The following is an 18,111-nucleotide window of genomic DNA, read 5'->3' on the forward strand; positions in this document are numbered from 1 at the left end:
AATCTGTGCTCTTTTTTTACGTTCTTTTATCAGCTTATTACAGTATTTATTGTAAATTTATAATGTTCAGAAATTGCTATTGATTTATTGTAAACAATGTAATATTATAAAACAAACCTACAAACTAGGTTTTAAAGTCTAGGAGGAAAATCATATGAAAAAAATAGTAGTATTATTAACGTTTGCCATGTTGCTGCTGGCTGCCTGCGGGAATGAAGAGAAAGCGACAACATCAGAGGCAAATAAACTAGAAAAAATTGAAGAAGCCGGCGTCATCAATATCGGTTTGGAGGGAACATTCCCACCATTTAGCTATCATGATGAATCAGGAAAACTGACAGGCTTCGAATATGAAATTGCCGCACAAATTGCGGAAGATTTAGGTGTTGAAGCAAACTATATTGAAACGAAATGGGATTCGCTAATTGCCGGACTAGATACGGATAAATATGATTTTGTCATTAACAATATCTCAATAACGGACGAGCGTAAGGAAAAGTACGATTTCACAATTCCTTATATGGAATCGGTCGCAGTCCTAGCAGTTAATGAGGATAATAAAGAAATCCAGACAATAGAAGATTTAGACGGGAAGAATGCAGCACAAACAGTAACAAGTAACTTTGCAAAAGATGCTGAGGCGCTTGGCGCTGAAATCGTTGCTACAACTGATTTAACAGGCTCTATTCAATTGGTGGAGCAGGGACGTGCCGATGGGACAATTCATGATCGTGTAACATTTTTAACGTACATGCAGGAGCAGCCGGATTCGAAGCTGAAAATTGTGGAAGGTTCGACCAGCTCTTCGGATATCGCACTAATTCTTAACAAAGATAATGAAGAATTCCGTGAAAAGCTAAACGACATCATTAAGACAAGAACGGAAGATGGCACGTTTGCTGGCATTTCTCAAAAGTATTTTGGTGAAGACATCATAACAAAATAATTAATTAACGCGGGACCATCAGACCGAGGAAGGAGGATGGTCCTGATGTTTGTAGAAAGGAGGCGCTGATGGATGAGCAGAGAGATGGAAATTGCAATGGAGTCATTTTGGCCTATATTAAAGGCGGGGCTTGCCGTGACGATTCCGTTATCGCTACTGTCTTTCGCCATTGCAATGGTGATAGCAGTTATTACAGCATTGGCTAGAATGTCGAATGTATCCATTTTACGTTATATTTTTGGTCTTTACGTGTGGATATTCCGCGGCACACCATTATTGGTTCAACTTTTCATTGTATTTTTCGGCCTGCCAAATATAGGTATCGTGCTGGATGCCTGGACAGCTTCTATCATTACCTTCTCCTTAAATACGGGAGCATATGCCTCCGAATCGATCAGGGCCTCTATACTTGCCATTCCAAAAGGACAGTGGGAGGCGGCCGAATCACTAGGGATGACATATTGGCAGGTGCTGCGGCGTGTCATTGCTCCACAGACAATCCGAATTTCCTTACCGCCGGTGACAAATGATTTCATTGATTTGGTAAAGGGGACATCACTTGTAGCAAGCATCACACTAGCTGATATGTTTATGATCGGCCAACAGATTACAGCTCGTACATATGAACCGCTATTAATTTATTCACTGGTAGCGGCAATCTACCTGCTATTCATTACCGTGCTGACATTCGTACAGGGCAGGCTTGAAAAATATGCTTCGAAATATATTTAAGAAGGGAAGTGGACCTTATCGTACAGTTTTCAAACGTGCATAAATTTTTTGATGGACATGAAGCATTAAAAAATATTAATCTTGCATTCAACAAGGGAGAAACGACTGTTATATTGGGTCCCTCAGGCTCAGGCAAGTCTACTCTCCTGCGCTGTATCAACCTTTTGGAGACGCCTGAACGCGGCACACTTGCAATAGAGGATATTATTGTGGATTTATCGAAGCCGATATCGAAAAAGGAGCGGCTGGCGATCCGGCAAAATACAGCAATGGTATTTCAAAGCTTTAATTTATTTCCTCATATGAAGGTACTTCAGAATGTGATGGAAGGGCCGGTCACCGTACTGAAGGAAGAACGTGCGGCGGCTATGGAAAAAGGAAAAAGACTTTTGACCAAAGTAGGCCTTTCTCATAAGATGGACAGCTATCCGTCACAGCTATCTGGAGGACAGCAGCAGCGGGTCGCTATTGCCCGGGCTTTGGCGATGGAACCGAAATTTTTATTGTTCGATGAACCTACAAGTGCCCTGGATCCAGAGCTGGAAGGAGAAGTATTGAAGGTGCTGAAGGATTTGTCTGAAGAAGGGAAATCAATGATCATCGTCACACATAATTTAAATTTCGCCAAAGAAGTAGCAGACAGGATACTTTTTTTAGAAAATGGAGAAGTATTATTTGACGGCGAAACGAAAAAGTTTTTTGATAATAAAGAAAACGATCGAATTCAATCGTTTATTCAATCTATGCAATTTATTTAGGAGGATAAGAGAATGGTAAAAGAGAAAACAAATGTAGAAAGTTTTGACCTTGATCATACGAAGGTAGCAGCCCCTTATGTGCGTTTAGCCGGCAAAAAAGAAGGGAAGCACGGGGACGTGGTAGTAAAATACGATATTCGCTTCAAACAGCCAAATAAGGCCTATATGGAAATGCCAGCGCTTCATTCTTTAGAACATTTAATGGCAGACCGCATTCGTAATCATGCGGATTATGTTGTGGATGTGTCGCCGATGGGATGTCAGACAGGTTTTTACCTATCCGTGATCAATCATGATCATTATGAGGAAATATTAGAAGTTTTAGAAAAAACGCTTCAGGACGTATTAGCTGCAGATGCTGTACCAGCCTGCAATGAAGTACAATGCGGATGGGCAGCGAGCCACAGCCTGGAAGGTGCACAAGCATTGGCGCAGGAATTTTTAGAAAAGCGTGCAGAATGGCCGACCGTTTTTGTGGAATAAAATGAAGCAGGCAGCAGGTGCTTAAATAACCTATGTACTATAAAAGAAGTCGAGTCACTGGTATTTGCCGGGACTCGACTTTTATAATGGGCTTTTTTCATGAGCGATCACGGGAACATAACGCTGTAGAAAATTAAACACCATTTTTTCATACGCTGCTGGATTTTCATTGAAACCTTGTGCATGTGCTCCTTCTTCGAAAAGATAAAGCATTTTAGGGCCTGCCTTTTTCTCATATAAATCTTCTGTCATTGAACAAGGGATGAATGTGTCGTTTATGGTATGGACAAATAAAACAGGCTTTTCAATATTTTTTACGGCCTCAATCGGCAAAATATTTTTTGTCCAATAGCCATCCCGCATCCGCATGAACAAATCTGTAATATGGACAGCGAGACGCAGGTCGATTGAAATAGAATTTTTAACGATCAAGTAGAGCAGCTTGCGAAAATCGGAAAACGAGCAGTCCGAAATATAAAAATCCGCTTCATCTGCCACTGTTCCAGCATAAAGCAGCGTTGTAGCAGCCCCCATCGATTCACCATGTATACCAAGAACAGCTTCCTCACCTATAAGCTCTCGTATATAACGTACAACTGCTTGAAGGTCGATTTTCTCATAGTAGCCATAACTTGTCGTTTTACCGCCTGAATCTCCATGTCGCCGGTGGTCATACACGACTGTATTAAAACCGAGCCGCTCGAACATGCGTGCATATTTTGTAGAATTGATTTTGTTTTCTGTCACGCCGTGGCAAATAATAATCGTATGCTTGGTTGAAAGAGGTTTGAAGAAGTAGCCTTTAATGTCATAGCCGTTCGGAGAGGAGATGGACAATTCCATCTTCGATACGCTGTCAAACCATGCTTCGTCAAAGCGCTGGGCCTTCTTTTCCCTCTCTAAAATAAACTCAGAGTCTTTTTGCTTGATGTACATTAATTTATTCGATAAGACGTATCCTGATACAGCTGTAGCGGTAGCGAGTAACGTTGTAGCGATGCCGGATAATAGCATGACCTTTTTCTTCATCGTTTTCACCTCCTTATATACTATGTTGTCTCTGATATTTTCCTCTATGCATAAAGGAAAAAAGTTTGGGATATGAAGTTTTGGGCTATATCGATATAGCAGGGTATATTTGATAAAATGAAGAGGTAAGTAGTTTACTTACATACACAACGGGAAATAAGGGGGAATTATTTATGACACAAGCAGTAATCGTAAGTGCGGTACGTACAGCAATCGGCGCATTTCAAGGCTCTCTGAAGGATATTCCGGCAACAACGCTGGGCAGTATCGTCATCAAATCAGCAATTGAACGTGCAGGAGTTCCTGTAGAAGATATCGACGAAGTAATTATGGGGAATGTATTACAAGCAGGACTTGGACAAAACCCGGCACGCCAGGCAGCATTGCAGGCAGGCCTTTCAACAGCCATTCCGGCAATGACTATTAATAAAGTGTGCGGCTCAGGTCTAAAGGCGATTCATTTGGCAGCGCAGGCTATTGTAGCAGGTGATGCAGAGATCGTTGTAGCCGGCGGTTTTGAAAATATGAGCCAAGCACCATATATTTTACAAAATGCCCGTGACGGCTTCCGTATGGGCGACCAAAAAGTAATAGATACAATGATCCATGATGGATTATGGTGTGCAACAAATGACTACCACATGGGTGTAACAGCTGAAAATTTATGTGACGCTTATTCTATTACGCGTGAAGAGCAGGATGCTTTTGCCGCGCGTTCTCAAGCGCGAGCAGCAGAAGCCATTTCATCAGGCCGTTTTACAGATGAGATTGTACCCGTAGAAATCCCGCAGCGTAAAGGTGCTCCGGTCATTTTTGATCAAGATGAATATGTAAAAGCAGGTACAACTGCTGAAAAACTTGCAGGTTTACGTCCGGCGTTTAAAAAGGATGGTTCGGTTACAGCAGGTAACGCATCAGGTATTAATGACGGGGCAGCAGCTGTTGTCGTTATGTCACAGGAACGTGCCTATGAGCTTGGCCTGAAGCCGCTAGCAACGATTGTAGCGAATGCAAGCGCTGGTGTAGATCCATCTATTATGGGGATCGGTCCTGTATCGGCAGTGAAAAAAGTGCTGGCAAAAGCCAATATGACACTTGAACAAATGGATTTGATTGAAGCAAATGAAGCGTTTGCGGCACAGGCTATTGCTGTTGACCGTGAACTAAATTTTGACCATGAAAAGCTGAATGTAAACGGCGGAGCCATCGCACTAGGTCACCCAATCGGTGCGAGTGGAGCGCGCGTGCTCGTTACACTTCTTCATGAAATGCAGAAACGCGATGTACAAATGGGACTTGCGACGCTTTGTATTGGCGGCGGCCAAGGCGTGGCCACAATTATCCAGCGCTAACTTTGTCACCGATGATGCCTTGAAGCAGAAAAAATGCTATAATTTAGCCGAATGTCGGTAAAGAAGGTGATTTCATTGGCAAAGAAAAGAGGACAGCGGCAAGCTGGCGAACCAAAAGAGGAAAAAGACCAGATCACGCTTGCTGATCAACTGGGCGGAGATGTACTGGCAAAGCTGAAAGAGGCGAAGCAATCCTTGGCTGCGGAAGAGCAGAAGAAAGAGGAAGAACGTCAGGCACGTGCAGCTTTTGAACGGAAACAGCGTGAAAAAAATATGAGCTTTGAGGAATTGCTGAATCAATATGGCGAGAAAGGCTCAAAATATTAGTCAATGAACTGCTCCTAAATTGTTAGATACCCAATCTAATGGTTTAGGAGTATTTTTATAGCCAAACTTGCTGCCGAATAGAAAATAAAAAGAACTCATCCTAGCATAATGTCGGAATCAGATATAAGAAATTACTTACACTATTTATCTAACTTATTAAAATCAAATCAGCGGTCAGCGAGTCTATAGTAAAAATCGAATCTCAAAACAAAAACGAGTTTCTCCTAAGAGAAAACTCGTTTTTTAATCGCTAGAAAGATTTTCGTGATTGTGACAAAAAAGATAGCACCTGCCGTATCAATCAGCACATCCCCAAACATGCCGGTACGGCCGTCAGAAAACGTCTGGCGGAACTCGTCGAGTGATGCAATCAGAAAAACACTGCCTATCCCTAATAATGCAGGGAAGCGCCATCCGAGCTTGCGATAAAACAGGAAAAATAACATGCCGATAATGCCAAAGCCGGCAAAATGCGTGCCTTTCCGGATTAAAAATTCCACAAAGTAAAAATATCCTCTTGTTTCCACAGAAACCGGTCTTCCCCAATACGTAAGGTGAAGTTTGCTCAGCTCATCCTCTAACGGCTTGTTTTCTAGGACTGTTTCAAGCTGTGGTACGATCGTTTGCTGCTCATAAGACATATTTGATGCAATAAAGACTATGATGAGGGCGAGTACAACGAAAAAAACATATTTCTTCATCGATGGTCTGTATAAAGGTCCTTTTTAAGCTGTTTCACCGCTCCTGATAAATCACTGATGTGCTGCGCCTTTTCGTAAGCTGTAATCGAAGCTGCAAGCTGTTCTTTTGTCCGAGCCCCGATGACTGTAGAGGCAATCACATCGAAGGAAAGGTTAAAAGCAAGTGACAGTGCATGGATGTCGTTGTACTCTTTTTCAAGATGACCAATCACTTGCTGCAGCTCTTCCTCACTATAGCTCATATAAGGCTTTAGACGTGTCTGCCACTCGCTTGTCAGCAAGCCTTTTGCAATCGAGCCGCGTGTGACAACAGAGGCGCCTGAAGCAGCAATTTTTTCAAACCATTCTTCTGCTCTACGGTCAAGCATGCTGAACTGCATCATATTGCTGATGGCATTGCTGCTTTCTAAAAACGGTACAAACACATTCGGACGGATGGAAGAAATACCATATTCACGAATCAACCCTTCTTTTTTCAGCTCTTCAAATGTATAGATAATTTCCTCCCACGGATCATCTGCTGTCCCGCCGTGCAGTTGATATACATCAATATAATCTGTCTGCAAGCGAAGCAAGCTTTCCTTTACCCCTTGTTTTATATGAGTGGGAGAGGGGTCCCATGTCCAGCTCTCTGTGCCTTCTGTCCATCGATTACCGACTTTTGTTGCAAGAATGATGTCTTTGCGGTAAGGTGCCAAAACGGCTCCAACCACTTCTTCATTCATTCCTTTATCATACAAATCGGCTGTATCAAAATAATTAACTCCGGCGTCAAGTGCGGCTTCTACAATAGGGCGTGCGTCGTTAATCATTGGTGGCAGCGACATGCAGCCTAAGCTCAGTTCAGATATTTCCAGGCTGCTTTTGCCAAGTGTACGTTTTTTCATCAATATTGCCCCCTTATCTATTTGTTCGTGCTTTTTCTAATGTTACAATGAAATCAATCATAACGACAAGTGAGGTCCAACAAATGAAAAAATTTGAAGAAAAAACGATTGGTTCTAAAGAGATTTATAACGGAAAAATCATTTCTTTAAAGGTAGATGATGTTACATTACCGAATGGAGAAACGGGTAAAAGGGAAATAGTAAATCATCCAGGAGCGGTAGCTGTTATTGCCATTACAGATGAAGGAAAGCTTGTAGTTGTAGAGCAGTACCGTAAAGCATTGGAGCGGTCAATCATTGAAATCCCGGCTGGAAAGCTAGAACCAGGAGAAGAGCCGGCAACAACGGCTGCCCGTGAGTTAGAAGAAGAGACAGGCTACGGCTGTAAGGAGCTGACATACCTTCAATCTTTTGCAACATCCCCTGGCTTTGCAGATGAAGTGATTCATTTATTTGTCGCACGTGATTTATATGAAATTGAAAATCGGGCTGCTATGGATGAGGATGAATTCGTAGAGTTAATGGAGATTACAGTGGAAGAGGGCGAACAGATGGTAGCAGAGCAGAAAATCTTTGATGCCAAAACCGCTTTCGCTATTCTATGGTTAAAAATGCAAGGCTGAGAAATTAGTAAAGGACATAGATAGCACTAGTGGAATAGATATTGCCATTCTATGAAAATCTCAATTAAAAGGCCTTTTAAAAACTAGTCATATCCCTCTTGTCTGAGCATACAGTGTAGGACAAGGGGGGACGAAATGCGAAAAAGTATTTTATGGCAAAATACAGCGATGATTACGGTCAGCTTTATAGCGGGCGTTGCGTTTTTTCAATTATTTTCACTTGACCAGGCAACAAAAGTTATTAAAATATTGGACAGGCGTCTCTTATTCGAATCAACGCCTACACTGGTAGAGTCAATCATTCCAATAGCTATTTTTATAAGTATTGTGCTATTATTTGCAACGCATCCTTATTTTTTTAGCATTGCAAAAGTAGGAATTGCGATTAGAACATGCTTTTTTGGGTTCAGTTCAGTGTATTTACTCGCACAAAAAAATGAATTGCTCGCTTACGGACTTTGGTGGTTCCCATTCCAGTTCTTGTATATCGTTATGCTTGTCGTATTTTGTGAATATTTAGTGGCGACACATAAAGCCTCAAGAAAGAAGGAGCGTTTTTCTGTTCGGGAGAGCGGTATCCTCTTATTATTTATCGGCGTCATCTTTTTCTTGGAAATTGTAGTCATTTCGTATGTTTTAAAATAAATCATTATCTTGTAATAAGTTTTGCTCATTTGGTATAATAAAGAGAGTTTAGGAGGGCGTCACATGGAGAGCCGTATTGATCGAATTAAAAAGCAATTACATAGTGCTAGCTATAAGCTGACGCCACAGCGAGAGGCGACGGTAGCAGTTCTGCTCGAACACGAGGAGGATCATTTAAGTGCTGAGGATGTTTACCTGCTGGTAAAAGAAAAGGCACCTGAAATTGGTCTTGCTACAGTGTATCGAACATTAGAGCTGCTGACGGAGCTTAAAATTGTCGATAAAATTAATTTCGGTGATGGCGTATCGCGCTATGACTTACGTCAAGAAGGTGCCGCACACTTCCATCATCATTTAGTTTGTATCGAGTGTGGTGCAGTAGACGAGATCCAGGAAGATTTACTGGAAGATGTAGAGCAGATTGTAGAAAAGCGATGGAATTTTATCATTAAAGATCACAGATTGACATTCCACGGGATTTGCCACCGTTGCCAGGATAACGGGGAAGAGGAATAAATAACTCACAAAGAAAGAACAGCTTGAGGGGGCTGTTCTTTTTATTTTCTCTGAATAGGGAAAGGCAAGGTTACGTTAATCGGCTAGATCGTCATCCTAGTACCTTCCACGCTGCTTGATTTATAAGTGCCGGCAGGGGAAAGAGGCGTAGGAGATAATAGACAAAATATAGGAAACAGCCTTATAGTAGAATGCATACTATAAGGCTTTTAAAATGTAGTTTACATCTTTATGGAAAAGATATTATATAAGTATGAACAGGGGGCGAAACGGTGAACGCATTTACATATCCAATAGAAGATTATATTCATTTTATCCGTGTGGAGAGACAACTTTCCGCGAATACATTGGCTTCTTACCGGAGAGACTTGGAGGCATATGCAGCGCATTTAGAAGAGCAGCAGCTGAAAAATTTTAATGAGGTAACCCGTGGAAACATCCTTCTGCATCTGGAAAATTTGCGGCATACCGGGAAGACAGCGCGTACGGTGGCGCGTCACATTTCGTCGATTCGCTCTTTCCATCAGTTTCTGCTGCGCGAAAAGGTGACGACAACTGACCCGACAGTTCATCTTGAAATGCCGCAGCTGGAGCAGAAGCTGCCGAGAGTACTGTCAATTGAAGAGGTGGATGCATTGATTGCTGCGCCAGATCGATCAAAACCCCAAGGAATGCGCGATGTAGCAATGCTGGAATTATTATATGCATCAGGTATGCGGATTTCAGAGCTAATCGAGCTGGATATAGAAGACATTCATCTGACGATGGGCTTTGTTCGTGTATTCGGTAAAGGCGGTAAAGAGCGCATCGTTCCACTAGGACGCGGCGCACTGAATGCGGTGAGCAAATACTTAGAGCGTGCCCGTTATGAGCTGCAGGGAAGTTACCCGAAGACGAGTGCGTTATTTATTAATCAAAGAGGGAAAAGATTAACAAGACAGGGCTGCTGGAAGCTGATTAAGCAGCATGCGCAAAAGGCAAATATTCAAAAAGAGCTGACACCCCACGTACTACGGCATTCATTCGCAACCCATTTGATTGAAAACGGGGCGGATTTACGTGCCGTTCAAGAAATGTTAGGACATGCGGATATTTCGACGACTCAAATATACACGCATGTCAGCAAAACACGTTTATCTGAAGTATATAAACAGTTCCACCCGCGTGCTTGAGAATAAAAACGGTAATAATATTGAAAAAAATTTCTTGCGTCGGATGTCTGACCTTTATTTATTCAAGTTTTTTGATAAAATGAAAAGGTAGGAAAGAGGAGGACGTAAAAGTCATGAATTCATTTAAAAAAGTACATGTAATCGTTATGGACTCAGTCGGTATTGGCGAGGCGCCGGATGCTGAAAAATTCGGAGATGCTGGCTCTGATACACTGGGTCATATTGCAAAAGAAATGAACGGGCTGAACATGCCAGTAATGGGTTCTTTAGGATTATCGAATATCCGTAAGCTGCAGGGAATTGAACCCGCACAAACACCAAAAGCATATTACGGAAAGATGCAGGAAGCGTCGGTCGGAAAGGATACGATGACAGGTCACTGGGAAATAATGGGTCTCAATATCGACAAGCCTTTTAAAGTGTATCCAGACGGGTTCCCGCCTGAATTAATCACAGAGTTAGAAATGCGTACAGGACGCAAAGTGCTTTGCAATAAGCCGTATAGCGGAACAGCTGTTATTGAAGACTATGGGAAAGAGCATATGGAAACAGGTGCAATCATTGTTTATACATCTGCTGACCCGGTCTTACAGATTGCAGCACACGAAGAGGTAATCCCGCTTGATGAGCTGTATAAAATTTGTGAGATTGCTCGTGAACTCACACTTGTACCTGAATACTTAGTAGGCCGGGTAATTGCCCGTCCATTCATTGGAGAGCCAGGCAATTTTGAACGTACATCTAATCGCCACGACTATGCGCTTTCTCCATTCGGGCGTACAACGATGAATGAAATGAAGGATGCGGGTCTTGATGTGATCGCTATCGGAAAAATTTCCGACATTTTTAATGGCGAAGGTGTGACAGAAGCAATTCGTACGAAAAGCAATACAGATGGTATGGATCAGTTGAACAAAGTAGTTCGCAGTGACTTCCATGGTATGAGCTTCTTGAATCTTGTGGACTTTGATGCCAACTTCGGCCACCGCCGCGATCCGATTGGATATGGCGAAGCGCTAGAGGAATTCGACCGCCGCTTACCAGAAGTTTTGGAAGCGCTAACGAAGGATGATTTACTGATTATTACAGCGGATCATGGAAACGATCCAACGTTTACAGGTACAGACCATACACGTGAATATGTACCGTTGATCGTGTATTCGCCAAGATTTGCAGCAGGTGCTGAATTGCCGCTTCGTACAACATTTGCGGATATTGCTGCAACAGTAGCCGAAAACTTTGGTGTAGCTGCGCCGCAATTTGGTAAAAGCTTCTTATCGGACTTGAAATAAGCGATAGAAATTTGCCATCTACTATGAAAGCGTCATCAACCTTGAAATGAAGCGTCTTAAATTCGCATGCTGGGAGTGTTAATATGAATATTTTATCAATCATTGAAAAGAAGAAAAACAAGCAGCCGTTAACAAAGGAAGAAATTCGATATTTCATTAACGGCTATACAAAAGAAGAAATTCCCGATTATCAAATTTCTTCATTGCTGATGGCCATCCGATTAAACGGTATGGAAGATGAAGAGATGTTCTATCTGACAGAGGCAATGGTAAACTCAGGAGACATTATCGACCTTTCGGACATCAAAGGCTTCAAAGTTGATAAACACAGTACAGGCGGGGTCGGCGATAAAGTAACTTTAGTGGTTGCGCCGATTTTAGCAGCGCTTGATATTCCGGTCGCAAAATTCAGCGGTCGCGGTCTGGGTATTACGGGCGGTACAGTAGATAAACTAGAATCAATTGAAGGCTTCCATGTGGAGCTAAGCCAATCAGAATTCATTGAGAATGTGAAGAAGCATGGTATCGCTGTAGCAGGGCAGACAGGCAATCTTTGTCCAGCCGATAAAAAGCTATATGCTTTGCGTGATGTAACAGGAACAGTTGATTCTATTCCGCTGATTGCATCTTCCATCATCAGTAAGAAAATTGCCAGCGGTTCAGACGGTATCGTACTTGATGTTAAATACGGGAATGGTGCCTTCATGAAAACGAAGGAAGAGGCAAAGGTTCTGGCAGACAAAATGGCAGAGATCGGAAAACGTTTTGGCCGCAAGATTGTCTATACATTAAGCGATATGAACAATCCGTTAGGCCGTTTTATCGGTAATAAAGTGGAAGTAGTAGAAGCACTGGACGTATTGAGTGGAAATGTAGAAAATACACATGAGGATTTAGTTGAGGATTGTGTAGAGGTTGCTTCTTTAATGTACATGCTGGCTACTGATTGTTCGAAGGAAGAGGCGGCTGTCAAAGTACGTGAAGTCATTGAAAACGGCAAGGCGAAGGATAAATTCCTTGAATTCGTAAAAGCTCAGGGCGGAAACGTTGCTGACTTGAAAGCGAAGGGAACAGCAGTTACACACCATGTGAAAGCTGCGGCTTCTGGACAGATTGCAAGTGTAAATGCGCTGGCAATTGGTGAATTGTCTGTCATGCTAGGTGCTGGACGACTGACTAAGGAATCTAAGCTTGACTTCGATGCAGGGATCAAGATTATAGCAAAAACAGGGGATTCCATTCAGGCAGGAGATACTTTGGCAATTCTATTTTCAAACATCCCAGTAACGGATGAAATGACAGAAAAGGCAACAGCAGCATTCCAAATTAAATAATTACGAAAGCTCGATCTCATTAGAGGTCGAGCTTTTTTTATTTTCAGTCCATATGAACCAACATGTATTTATTTTGATATAGCAACAAAAAGAAGAAAACTAGATTAATATACTTTTTTAGGATATTAAAAAGCAGGAGAATTGCTCGTAATAATTTATGAGGCTCTCTTTTAAAATACAGTTCATATGATATAATAAGGATGAATTTTTGTCGAAAATGCTATTTTTTCTTAAATTTATGGAAGAGAAGGGGTTGTATGGGACGTTTTTGGACGGGGCGGTTTGAAGGTTATACTTTCAACCATTTTAGAAAGGATTTACTATCGGGGACAATTGTGGGGATTGTTGCAGTTCCACTAGCCATGTCGTTTGCCATTGCTTCTGGTGTGAAGCCTGAGTACGGAATTTATACAGCGATTATCGCTGGTATACTCATTTCGCTGCTAGGTGGCTCAAAGTACCAGATTGGTGGACCTACGGGCGCATTTGTTCCGATCTTACTCGGCGTCGTACTCGTATATGGGTATGAAAACTTGTTAATTGCCGGGATTATGGCAGGTATACTGCTTCTATTGATGGGGGTACTGAAATTGGGTTCCCTTATCAAATTTATTCCGCGCCCGGTAACGGTAGGTTTTACCGCCGGAATCGCTGTCATCATCTTTACAGGGCAAATCGGTAATTTCCTTGGCCTGACAGGACTTGGACAGCATGAATATTTACTAGATACATTGAAGGACATTGCTGTACATCTGCATACGTTCAGCTTTGCGAGTATCCTTGTAGCGCTGATTAGTTTGGTGATGATTTTGCTGACACCGAAAATCGCACCAAAAGTACCAGGTGCTTTAGTGGGAATCATTGTGTCAGCTGTTGCGACGGCTATTTTTTTTAACGGACAAGTAGCTACAATTGGTTCTACTTACGGGGAGATTCCTCAGACATTACCGCAATTCCGTATGCCAGATGTGACATGGGAAGTCATTTATTCATTGCTTGGACCGGCCTTTGTCATCGCTATGCTTGGCGGGATTGAGTCGCTATTATCAGCAGTAGTAGCAGATGGTATGACAAATAGCAAGCACAACAGTAACAGAGAACTCATTGGACAAGGGATTGCCAATATCGTTACACCATTCTTTGGTGGTATCCCCGCAACTGGAGCAATTGCCCGCACAGCAACGAATATTCGTTCAGGCGCAGTATCTCCGATGTCTGGTATTATTCATGGGATCTTTGTATTACTAACCTTGCTTATACTGGCACCATTAGCGGTCCATATTCCTTTAGCGAGCCTTGCACCTGTATTAATGGTCGTCGCATGGAATATGAGTGAGCGTCATCATTTTGCCCATATTTTAAAATTGAGATCAGGAGACTCTCTTGTTCTTGTCGCCACTTTTTTACTAACAGTCTTTACAAGCCTTACGCTTGCTGTCGAAATCGGGCTTGGGCTGGCTATTGTCTTATTTGCTAAACGGATGAGCGAAATGCTCGTTGTAGCTAAGGTGCTGCCGGATCATAGTACGGGGCAAGGAAAGGTGCTCCCGCATGTTGTGACGGAGGGACATGACTGCCCGCAGATCAGCATGTATACGGTGGAGGGTCCGTTATTTTTCGGCGCGGCCCAGACATTCGAGCGCGCTGTTTTATCTGCTGTTAATGACCGGCCGGAAGTATTGATTTTAAGGATGAGAAAAGTGCCGTTCATCGATACGACCGGAGAGGAATACTTCCGGAATATCGTACGGGAGTTCAAAGCATCAGGCGGTACGCTGCTTATTACAGGTGTACAGCCGACATTAAAAGCCATCCTAGATACAAACGGACTATTGCGGGAAATCGGGGAGGAGAATTTCTTCTATCATACAGGAGATGCTATTAATGAAGCAATCCGTCGTATCCAGCTGCCGAAGTGTCTAGGCTGTAAGCATTTCGCATTTAAAGAATGTACAAAGTTTGCAGGCGGTAATAGCAAGCATATAGCTGCTCAACAAGAAAACCTAATAATCTAACAGGAGCGAGTGCGCTCCTGTTTTTTTGTGTTCTATAAAGGTATACATGGAGCATTTTATTTAATAGTCCTTATAACGATTCTTTTCTATCCCCTTTAACGGTTCGAATGTATAAAAATAGCAAAGCCTTCCTATACTGACAGTAAACCCTTTGTCTATTAAGCACTACTTTCGCAGAATGAACACTAGTTTTGTCGGTTGGAAAGGAGATTATCTCCTGCTCTCGAAATCAAGGAGACGAAGGAGGAGAAGCGATGAAATGTAAAATTACAATGTATCCAAATGAAGTAGCGATTATTAAATTATACGGTGAGCTTGATCACCATGAAGTAGAAAAAGTGAGATCTCAAATTTCTTCGACAATTCTGCAAGGAGATTTAAAAACACTTATTTGGAATTTAGAATATTTACAGTTTATGGACAGCGCTGGTGTAGGGTTAATTTTAGGACGTATGCGAGAGCTGCATGCGGTAAGCGGCCGTACAATCATCTTAAATCCTTCACCAACCATGGAAAAAATCTTCCGTTTTTCTGGACTTGCTGCTTATATGATGCATGGGGGAGAAGAAATAGCAATTTCACAGGCGAGGGGGATTGTAAATGGATAACGAAATGATCCTTTCATTCTTAGCAAAAAGCGAAAATGAGAGTTTAGCAAGGCTTGCTGTTACGAGTTTTATTGCACACCTTGACCCAACGATTGAAGAATTGGCTGAATGTAAAACAATAGTGTCGGAAGCTGTTTCAAATGCGATCATCCACGGCTATGACGGGGCGTATGGCATGGTAACGGTCCACGCTATTCTGGACGGGGAAGTGTTAAGCGTCTCAATTAAAGACGAGGGGCGCGGCATTCCTGATATCGAGTCGGCAAGAGAGCCGTTGTTTACAACGAAAGGGCATCTGGAGCGTTCTGGTATGGGCTTTACGATTATGGAAAGCTTCTCGGATGAATTCACGATTGAATCACATATAGGACATGGTACGACGATTACCTTTACAAAAAAATTTTCGCCCATCCAGGCTATAGCGATGTGATGAATTAGGGGGATGGAGACAATCGAACAGCCGTCAGAAACGTTATTGACACAGGAAGAAATGCGAGATTTGATTGCACGGGCGCAAAATGGCGATGATGCAGCGCGAAAAAGGATGATCGAGGGCAATACCCGACTTGTCTGGTCTATCGTTCAACGTTTCTCGTCCCGTGGTATTGAACTGGATGATTTATTTCAAATTGGCTGTATTGGCCTGATGAAGTCTGTTGATAAGTTTGATTTGAAATATGAAGTGAAGTTTTCGACGTATGCTGTACCGATGATTATTGGGGAGATTCAGCGCTTTTTAAGAGATGACGGGATGGTAAAGGTAAGCCGCTCCATCCGTGAGCTGAACTTCAAAATCCGGCATGCTACAGAAAATTATATGAAGACCAATGAAAAACCCCCTTCTATGGTAGAGCTGGCAGAGATGCTGGAAGTTTCGGTTGATGACATTATCATGGCGACTGACGCCATGCGCGACCCGGCATCCCTTCATGAACAGCTATATGAAAACGATGGGGATTCTGTCACATTGATGGATCAAATGCGCGATGATAAATCGCAGCTGCCGTTTGATTATATTCCATTAAAGGAGGTGCTCAAACGTCTTGGTAAGCGGGAACAATCCATCATTTACTTACGCTATTTTGTGGATTTGACCCAAACGGAAATTGCAGAACGCCTAGGGATTTCACAAGTACAAGTGTCACGTCTTGAGAAAAAGATACTGGCGCAGTTGAAAGTCTGGATGGAAGCGACAACAAAGAAGACGGTGCATAAATGACAAATCAACTATTTACATCATTAGAAGAAGGACGCAAATTTTGTGAAGACCAATTCGGTAAGAACGTATCTTTCGATTTAGTTATGCAGGAGGTATATATTCAAGAGCTTCCTGCGCTGCTTGTGTATGTCAGCGGGCTTGTCGATAATGCAAATCTTGCCAATATGCTCGTTCATTTACAGCATAATCATCATGATGATATTGAAGATGAAGAGGCATACTTTTATGCCCACTTCAATTTCCAAAGCATTACCCCATCGGTATCGAGGGAAAAATTTCTGCTTTTTGTATTAAGCGGACAGGTCGGTATTATTACAAAAAGCGGATTTGCCTATACGACAGAGTTTCGGAGTTATCCAGGACGGAATCCGGAAGAGCCTGATAATGAACGGGTAATCCGTGGTTCGCGAGATGGTTTTGCGGAAAATATCATTATCAATGCTTCGTTGATCAGACGTCGTATTAGGAGTCCTCAGCTGCGGTTTGAGCTGCAGCAAATTTCAACACTGGGCAAGACCGATGTGGCTGTCTGTTATATGAATGATCTTGTCAATCAGGAGCATTTAGAATGGATTAAAAAGCGCTTCGAGCAGATTCATCACGATGGGCTGACAATGGCAGATAAATCGCTTGAAGAATGGATCTTTAAGCAGAAATACAACCCAGTACCATTTGTCCGCTACTCGGAGCGGCCGGATATTGTAGCAGCACATTTGCTGGAGGGACATATTGCCATCGTGGTAGATACCTCGCCATCTGTAATGCTTATGCCTGTTTCTCTTTTTCATTTACTTATGCATGCAGAGGAATACAGGCAGGCACCATTAATTGGAACAGTTATGAGGGGACTGCGGTATATGGCTGCCTTTTTAAGTCTCTTCCTGTTACCGTTTTGGTATTTGATGGCAACAAATCCGGAAATTCTGCCTGATAAGATTGATTTTATCGGCGTATCGGAAGAATCACATATTCCTTTATATTTGCAGCTGGTCTTGGCGGATATAGGGATTGAGTTCCTGAGGATTGCCGCCATTCATACACCTTCGCCATTGTCTACAGCGATGGGGTTAATTGCGGGGATTATGATTGGGGACATTGCGATCAATGTTGGGTTGTTCACAGGAGAGGCGATTCTTTATACCGCTATTACAGCACTTCTGACATTTGCCATTCCTCATTATGAGTTAAGTATTTCGATGAAAGTATTTAGGCAGCTTCTTCTTGCCGCTACGGCAATCTTTGCTGCAAATGGCTTCTTCCTTGGATGCCTTGCGATTTTCCTGTATTTATATGCATTACGTCCAATGCAAATTCCATATTTATGGCCATTGGTTCCATTCTTCCCCAAAGCATTTGCACGGGTAATGATTCGTTTCCCAATGTCAGACGATGCGCTGAGACCATATATTGTCGGCTCGAAGAAACGAAAACGCTAATGAATAAACATGTCTGAAAATTAAATATTTATGCAT

The 18,111-nt window shown here is 42.4% G+C and carries 20 protein-coding genes; 17 read left to right on the forward strand and 3 right to left on the reverse strand.

What is annotated here, in order from left to right; genetic code table 11:
• Nucleotides 1–154: 154 nt before the first annotated feature.
• The 4 genes from AA0Y26_RS05310 (at nucleotide 155) to AA0Y26_RS05325 (ending at nucleotide 2,919) form a co-directional block, all read left to right on the forward strand.
• Nucleotides 155–946, forward strand: a complete 792-nt coding sequence (locus tag AA0Y26_RS05310) for a transporter substrate-binding domain-containing protein (protein ID WP_413365783.1) — start codon at nucleotides 155–157, stop codon at nucleotides 944–946.
• Nucleotides 947–1,018: 72 nt separating this feature from the next.
• A complete protein-coding gene (locus tag AA0Y26_RS05315; RefSeq protein WP_413365785.1) occupies nucleotides 1,019–1,678 on the forward strand; it encodes an amino acid ABC transporter permease in 660 nt (219 codons plus the stop codon).
• A 17-nt stretch (nucleotides 1,679–1,695) separates the two neighbouring features.
• Nucleotides 1,696–2,436 carry an amino acid ABC transporter ATP-binding protein gene (locus AA0Y26_RS05320; RefSeq protein WP_413368059.1) on the forward strand — a complete coding sequence of 247 codons (741 nt, stop codon included), beginning with the start codon at nucleotides 1,696–1,698 and terminating at the stop codon, nucleotides 2,434–2,436.
• A 12-nt stretch (nucleotides 2,437–2,448) separates the two neighbouring features.
• The gene (locus AA0Y26_RS05325) at nucleotides 2,449–2,919 is read left to right on the forward strand and encodes an S-ribosylhomocysteine lyase (protein ID WP_413365787.1); all 471 of its coding nucleotides are present in this window, start codon (nucleotides 2,449–2,451) and stop codon (nucleotides 2,917–2,919) included.
• Between the two features lie 81 nt (nucleotides 2,920–3,000).
• Here the strand turns inward: AA0Y26_RS05325 and AA0Y26_RS05330 are convergent, their stop codons facing one another.
• On the reverse strand, nucleotides 3,001–3,948 hold the full coding sequence (locus tag AA0Y26_RS05330) for an alpha/beta hydrolase (protein WP_413365788.1): 948 nt from the start codon (nucleotides 3,946–3,948) through the stop codon (nucleotides 3,001–3,003).
• A 173-nt stretch (nucleotides 3,949–4,121) separates the two neighbouring features.
• On the opposite strand from AA0Y26_RS05330, the gene AA0Y26_RS05335 reads away from it, so the two are divergent.
• Nucleotides 4,122–5,300, forward strand: coding sequence for an acetyl-CoA C-acetyltransferase (locus tag AA0Y26_RS05335; RefSeq protein WP_413365790.1), 1,179 nt, complete (start codon nucleotides 4,122–4,124; stop codon nucleotides 5,298–5,300).
• A 75-nt stretch (nucleotides 5,301–5,375) separates the two neighbouring features.
• Nucleotides 5,376–5,627: a YqkE family protein gene (locus tag AA0Y26_RS05340; protein WP_413368061.1), complete on the forward strand. Its 252-nt coding sequence runs from the start codon at nucleotides 5,376–5,378 to the stop codon at nucleotides 5,625–5,627.
• A gap of 224 nt (nucleotides 5,628–5,851) precedes the next feature.
• Here the strand turns inward: AA0Y26_RS05340 and AA0Y26_RS05345 are convergent, their stop codons facing one another.
• Nucleotides 5,852–6,328 (reverse strand): VanZ family protein, encoded by a 477-nt coding sequence (locus tag AA0Y26_RS05345; RefSeq protein ID WP_413365792.1) that lies wholly within the window; start codon nucleotides 6,326–6,328, stop codon nucleotides 5,852–5,854.
• Nucleotides 6,325–7,215, reverse strand: coding sequence for an aldo/keto reductase (locus AA0Y26_RS05350; RefSeq protein ID WP_413365794.1), 891 nt, complete (start codon nucleotides 7,213–7,215; stop codon nucleotides 6,325–6,327). Before AA0Y26_RS05350 ends, AA0Y26_RS05345 begins: the two co-directional genes overlap by 4 nt.
• Nucleotides 7,216–7,298: 83 nt before the next feature.
• Between AA0Y26_RS05350 and AA0Y26_RS05355 the strand changes: the two genes are divergently transcribed.
• From AA0Y26_RS05355 to AA0Y26_RS05405, 11 genes are all read left to right on the forward strand, one after another.
• Nucleotides 7,299–7,838 (forward strand): NUDIX domain-containing protein, encoded by a 540-nt coding sequence (locus AA0Y26_RS05355; protein WP_413365796.1) that lies wholly within the window; start codon nucleotides 7,299–7,301, stop codon nucleotides 7,836–7,838.
• 135 nt (nucleotides 7,839–7,973) lie between these two features.
• Nucleotides 7,974–8,483, forward strand: a complete 510-nt coding sequence (locus AA0Y26_RS05360; RefSeq protein ID WP_413365798.1) for a hypothetical protein — start codon at nucleotides 7,974–7,976, stop codon at nucleotides 8,481–8,483.
• Between the two features lie 63 nt (nucleotides 8,484–8,546).
• Entirely contained in the window at nucleotides 8,547–8,999 is a 453-nt protein-coding gene (locus AA0Y26_RS05365; protein ID WP_413365800.1) for a Fur family transcriptional regulator, read from the forward strand.
• Nucleotides 9,000–9,271: 272 nt separating this feature from the next.
• A complete protein-coding gene (gene xerD / locus AA0Y26_RS05370; protein ID WP_413365802.1) occupies nucleotides 9,272–10,171 on the forward strand; it encodes a site-specific tyrosine recombinase XerD in 900 nt (299 codons plus the stop codon).
• 113 nt (nucleotides 10,172–10,284) lie between these two features.
• A complete protein-coding gene (gene deoB, locus AA0Y26_RS05375; RefSeq protein WP_413365804.1) occupies nucleotides 10,285–11,463 on the forward strand; it encodes a phosphopentomutase in 1,179 nt (392 codons plus the stop codon).
• An 83-nt stretch (nucleotides 11,464–11,546) separates the two neighbouring features.
• Complete coding sequence (locus tag AA0Y26_RS05380; RefSeq protein ID WP_413365806.1) at nucleotides 11,547–12,797, forward strand: thymidine phosphorylase; 1,251 nt, start codon at nucleotides 11,547–11,549, stop codon at nucleotides 12,795–12,797.
• Nucleotides 12,798–13,054: 257 nt separating this feature from the next.
• Nucleotides 13,055–14,812: a SulP family inorganic anion transporter gene (locus AA0Y26_RS05385; protein WP_413365808.1), complete on the forward strand. Its 1,758-nt coding sequence runs from the start codon at nucleotides 13,055–13,057 to the stop codon at nucleotides 14,810–14,812.
• 254 nt (nucleotides 14,813–15,066) lie between these two features.
• Nucleotides 15,067–15,420 carry an anti-sigma factor antagonist gene (locus AA0Y26_RS05390; protein WP_413365810.1) on the forward strand — a complete coding sequence of 118 codons (354 nt, stop codon included), beginning with the start codon at nucleotides 15,067–15,069 and terminating at the stop codon, nucleotides 15,418–15,420.
• Nucleotides 15,413–15,850: an anti-sigma F factor gene (gene spoIIAB / locus AA0Y26_RS05395; protein ID WP_413365812.1), complete on the forward strand. Its 438-nt coding sequence runs from the start codon at nucleotides 15,413–15,415 to the stop codon at nucleotides 15,848–15,850. Before AA0Y26_RS05390 ends, spoIIAB begins: the two co-directional genes overlap by 8 nt.
• 12 nt (nucleotides 15,851–15,862) lie before the next feature.
• Nucleotides 15,863–16,639: a SigF/SigG family RNA polymerase sporulation sigma factor gene (locus AA0Y26_RS05400; RefSeq protein WP_413365814.1), complete on the forward strand. Its 777-nt coding sequence runs from the start codon at nucleotides 15,863–15,865 to the stop codon at nucleotides 16,637–16,639.
• Nucleotides 16,636–18,075, forward strand: coding sequence for a spore germination protein (locus tag AA0Y26_RS05405; protein ID WP_413365816.1), 1,440 nt, complete (start codon nucleotides 16,636–16,638; stop codon nucleotides 18,073–18,075). Before AA0Y26_RS05400 ends, AA0Y26_RS05405 begins: the two co-directional genes overlap by 4 nt.
• The last annotated feature ends 36 nt before the right edge of the window (nucleotides 18,076–18,111 follow it).

Origin of the sequence: Lysinibacillus canaveralius, from assembly GCF_047301505.1 — a bacterium.
Taxonomy (GTDB): Bacteria; Bacillota; Bacilli; order Bacillales_A; family Planococcaceae; genus Lysinibacillus_B.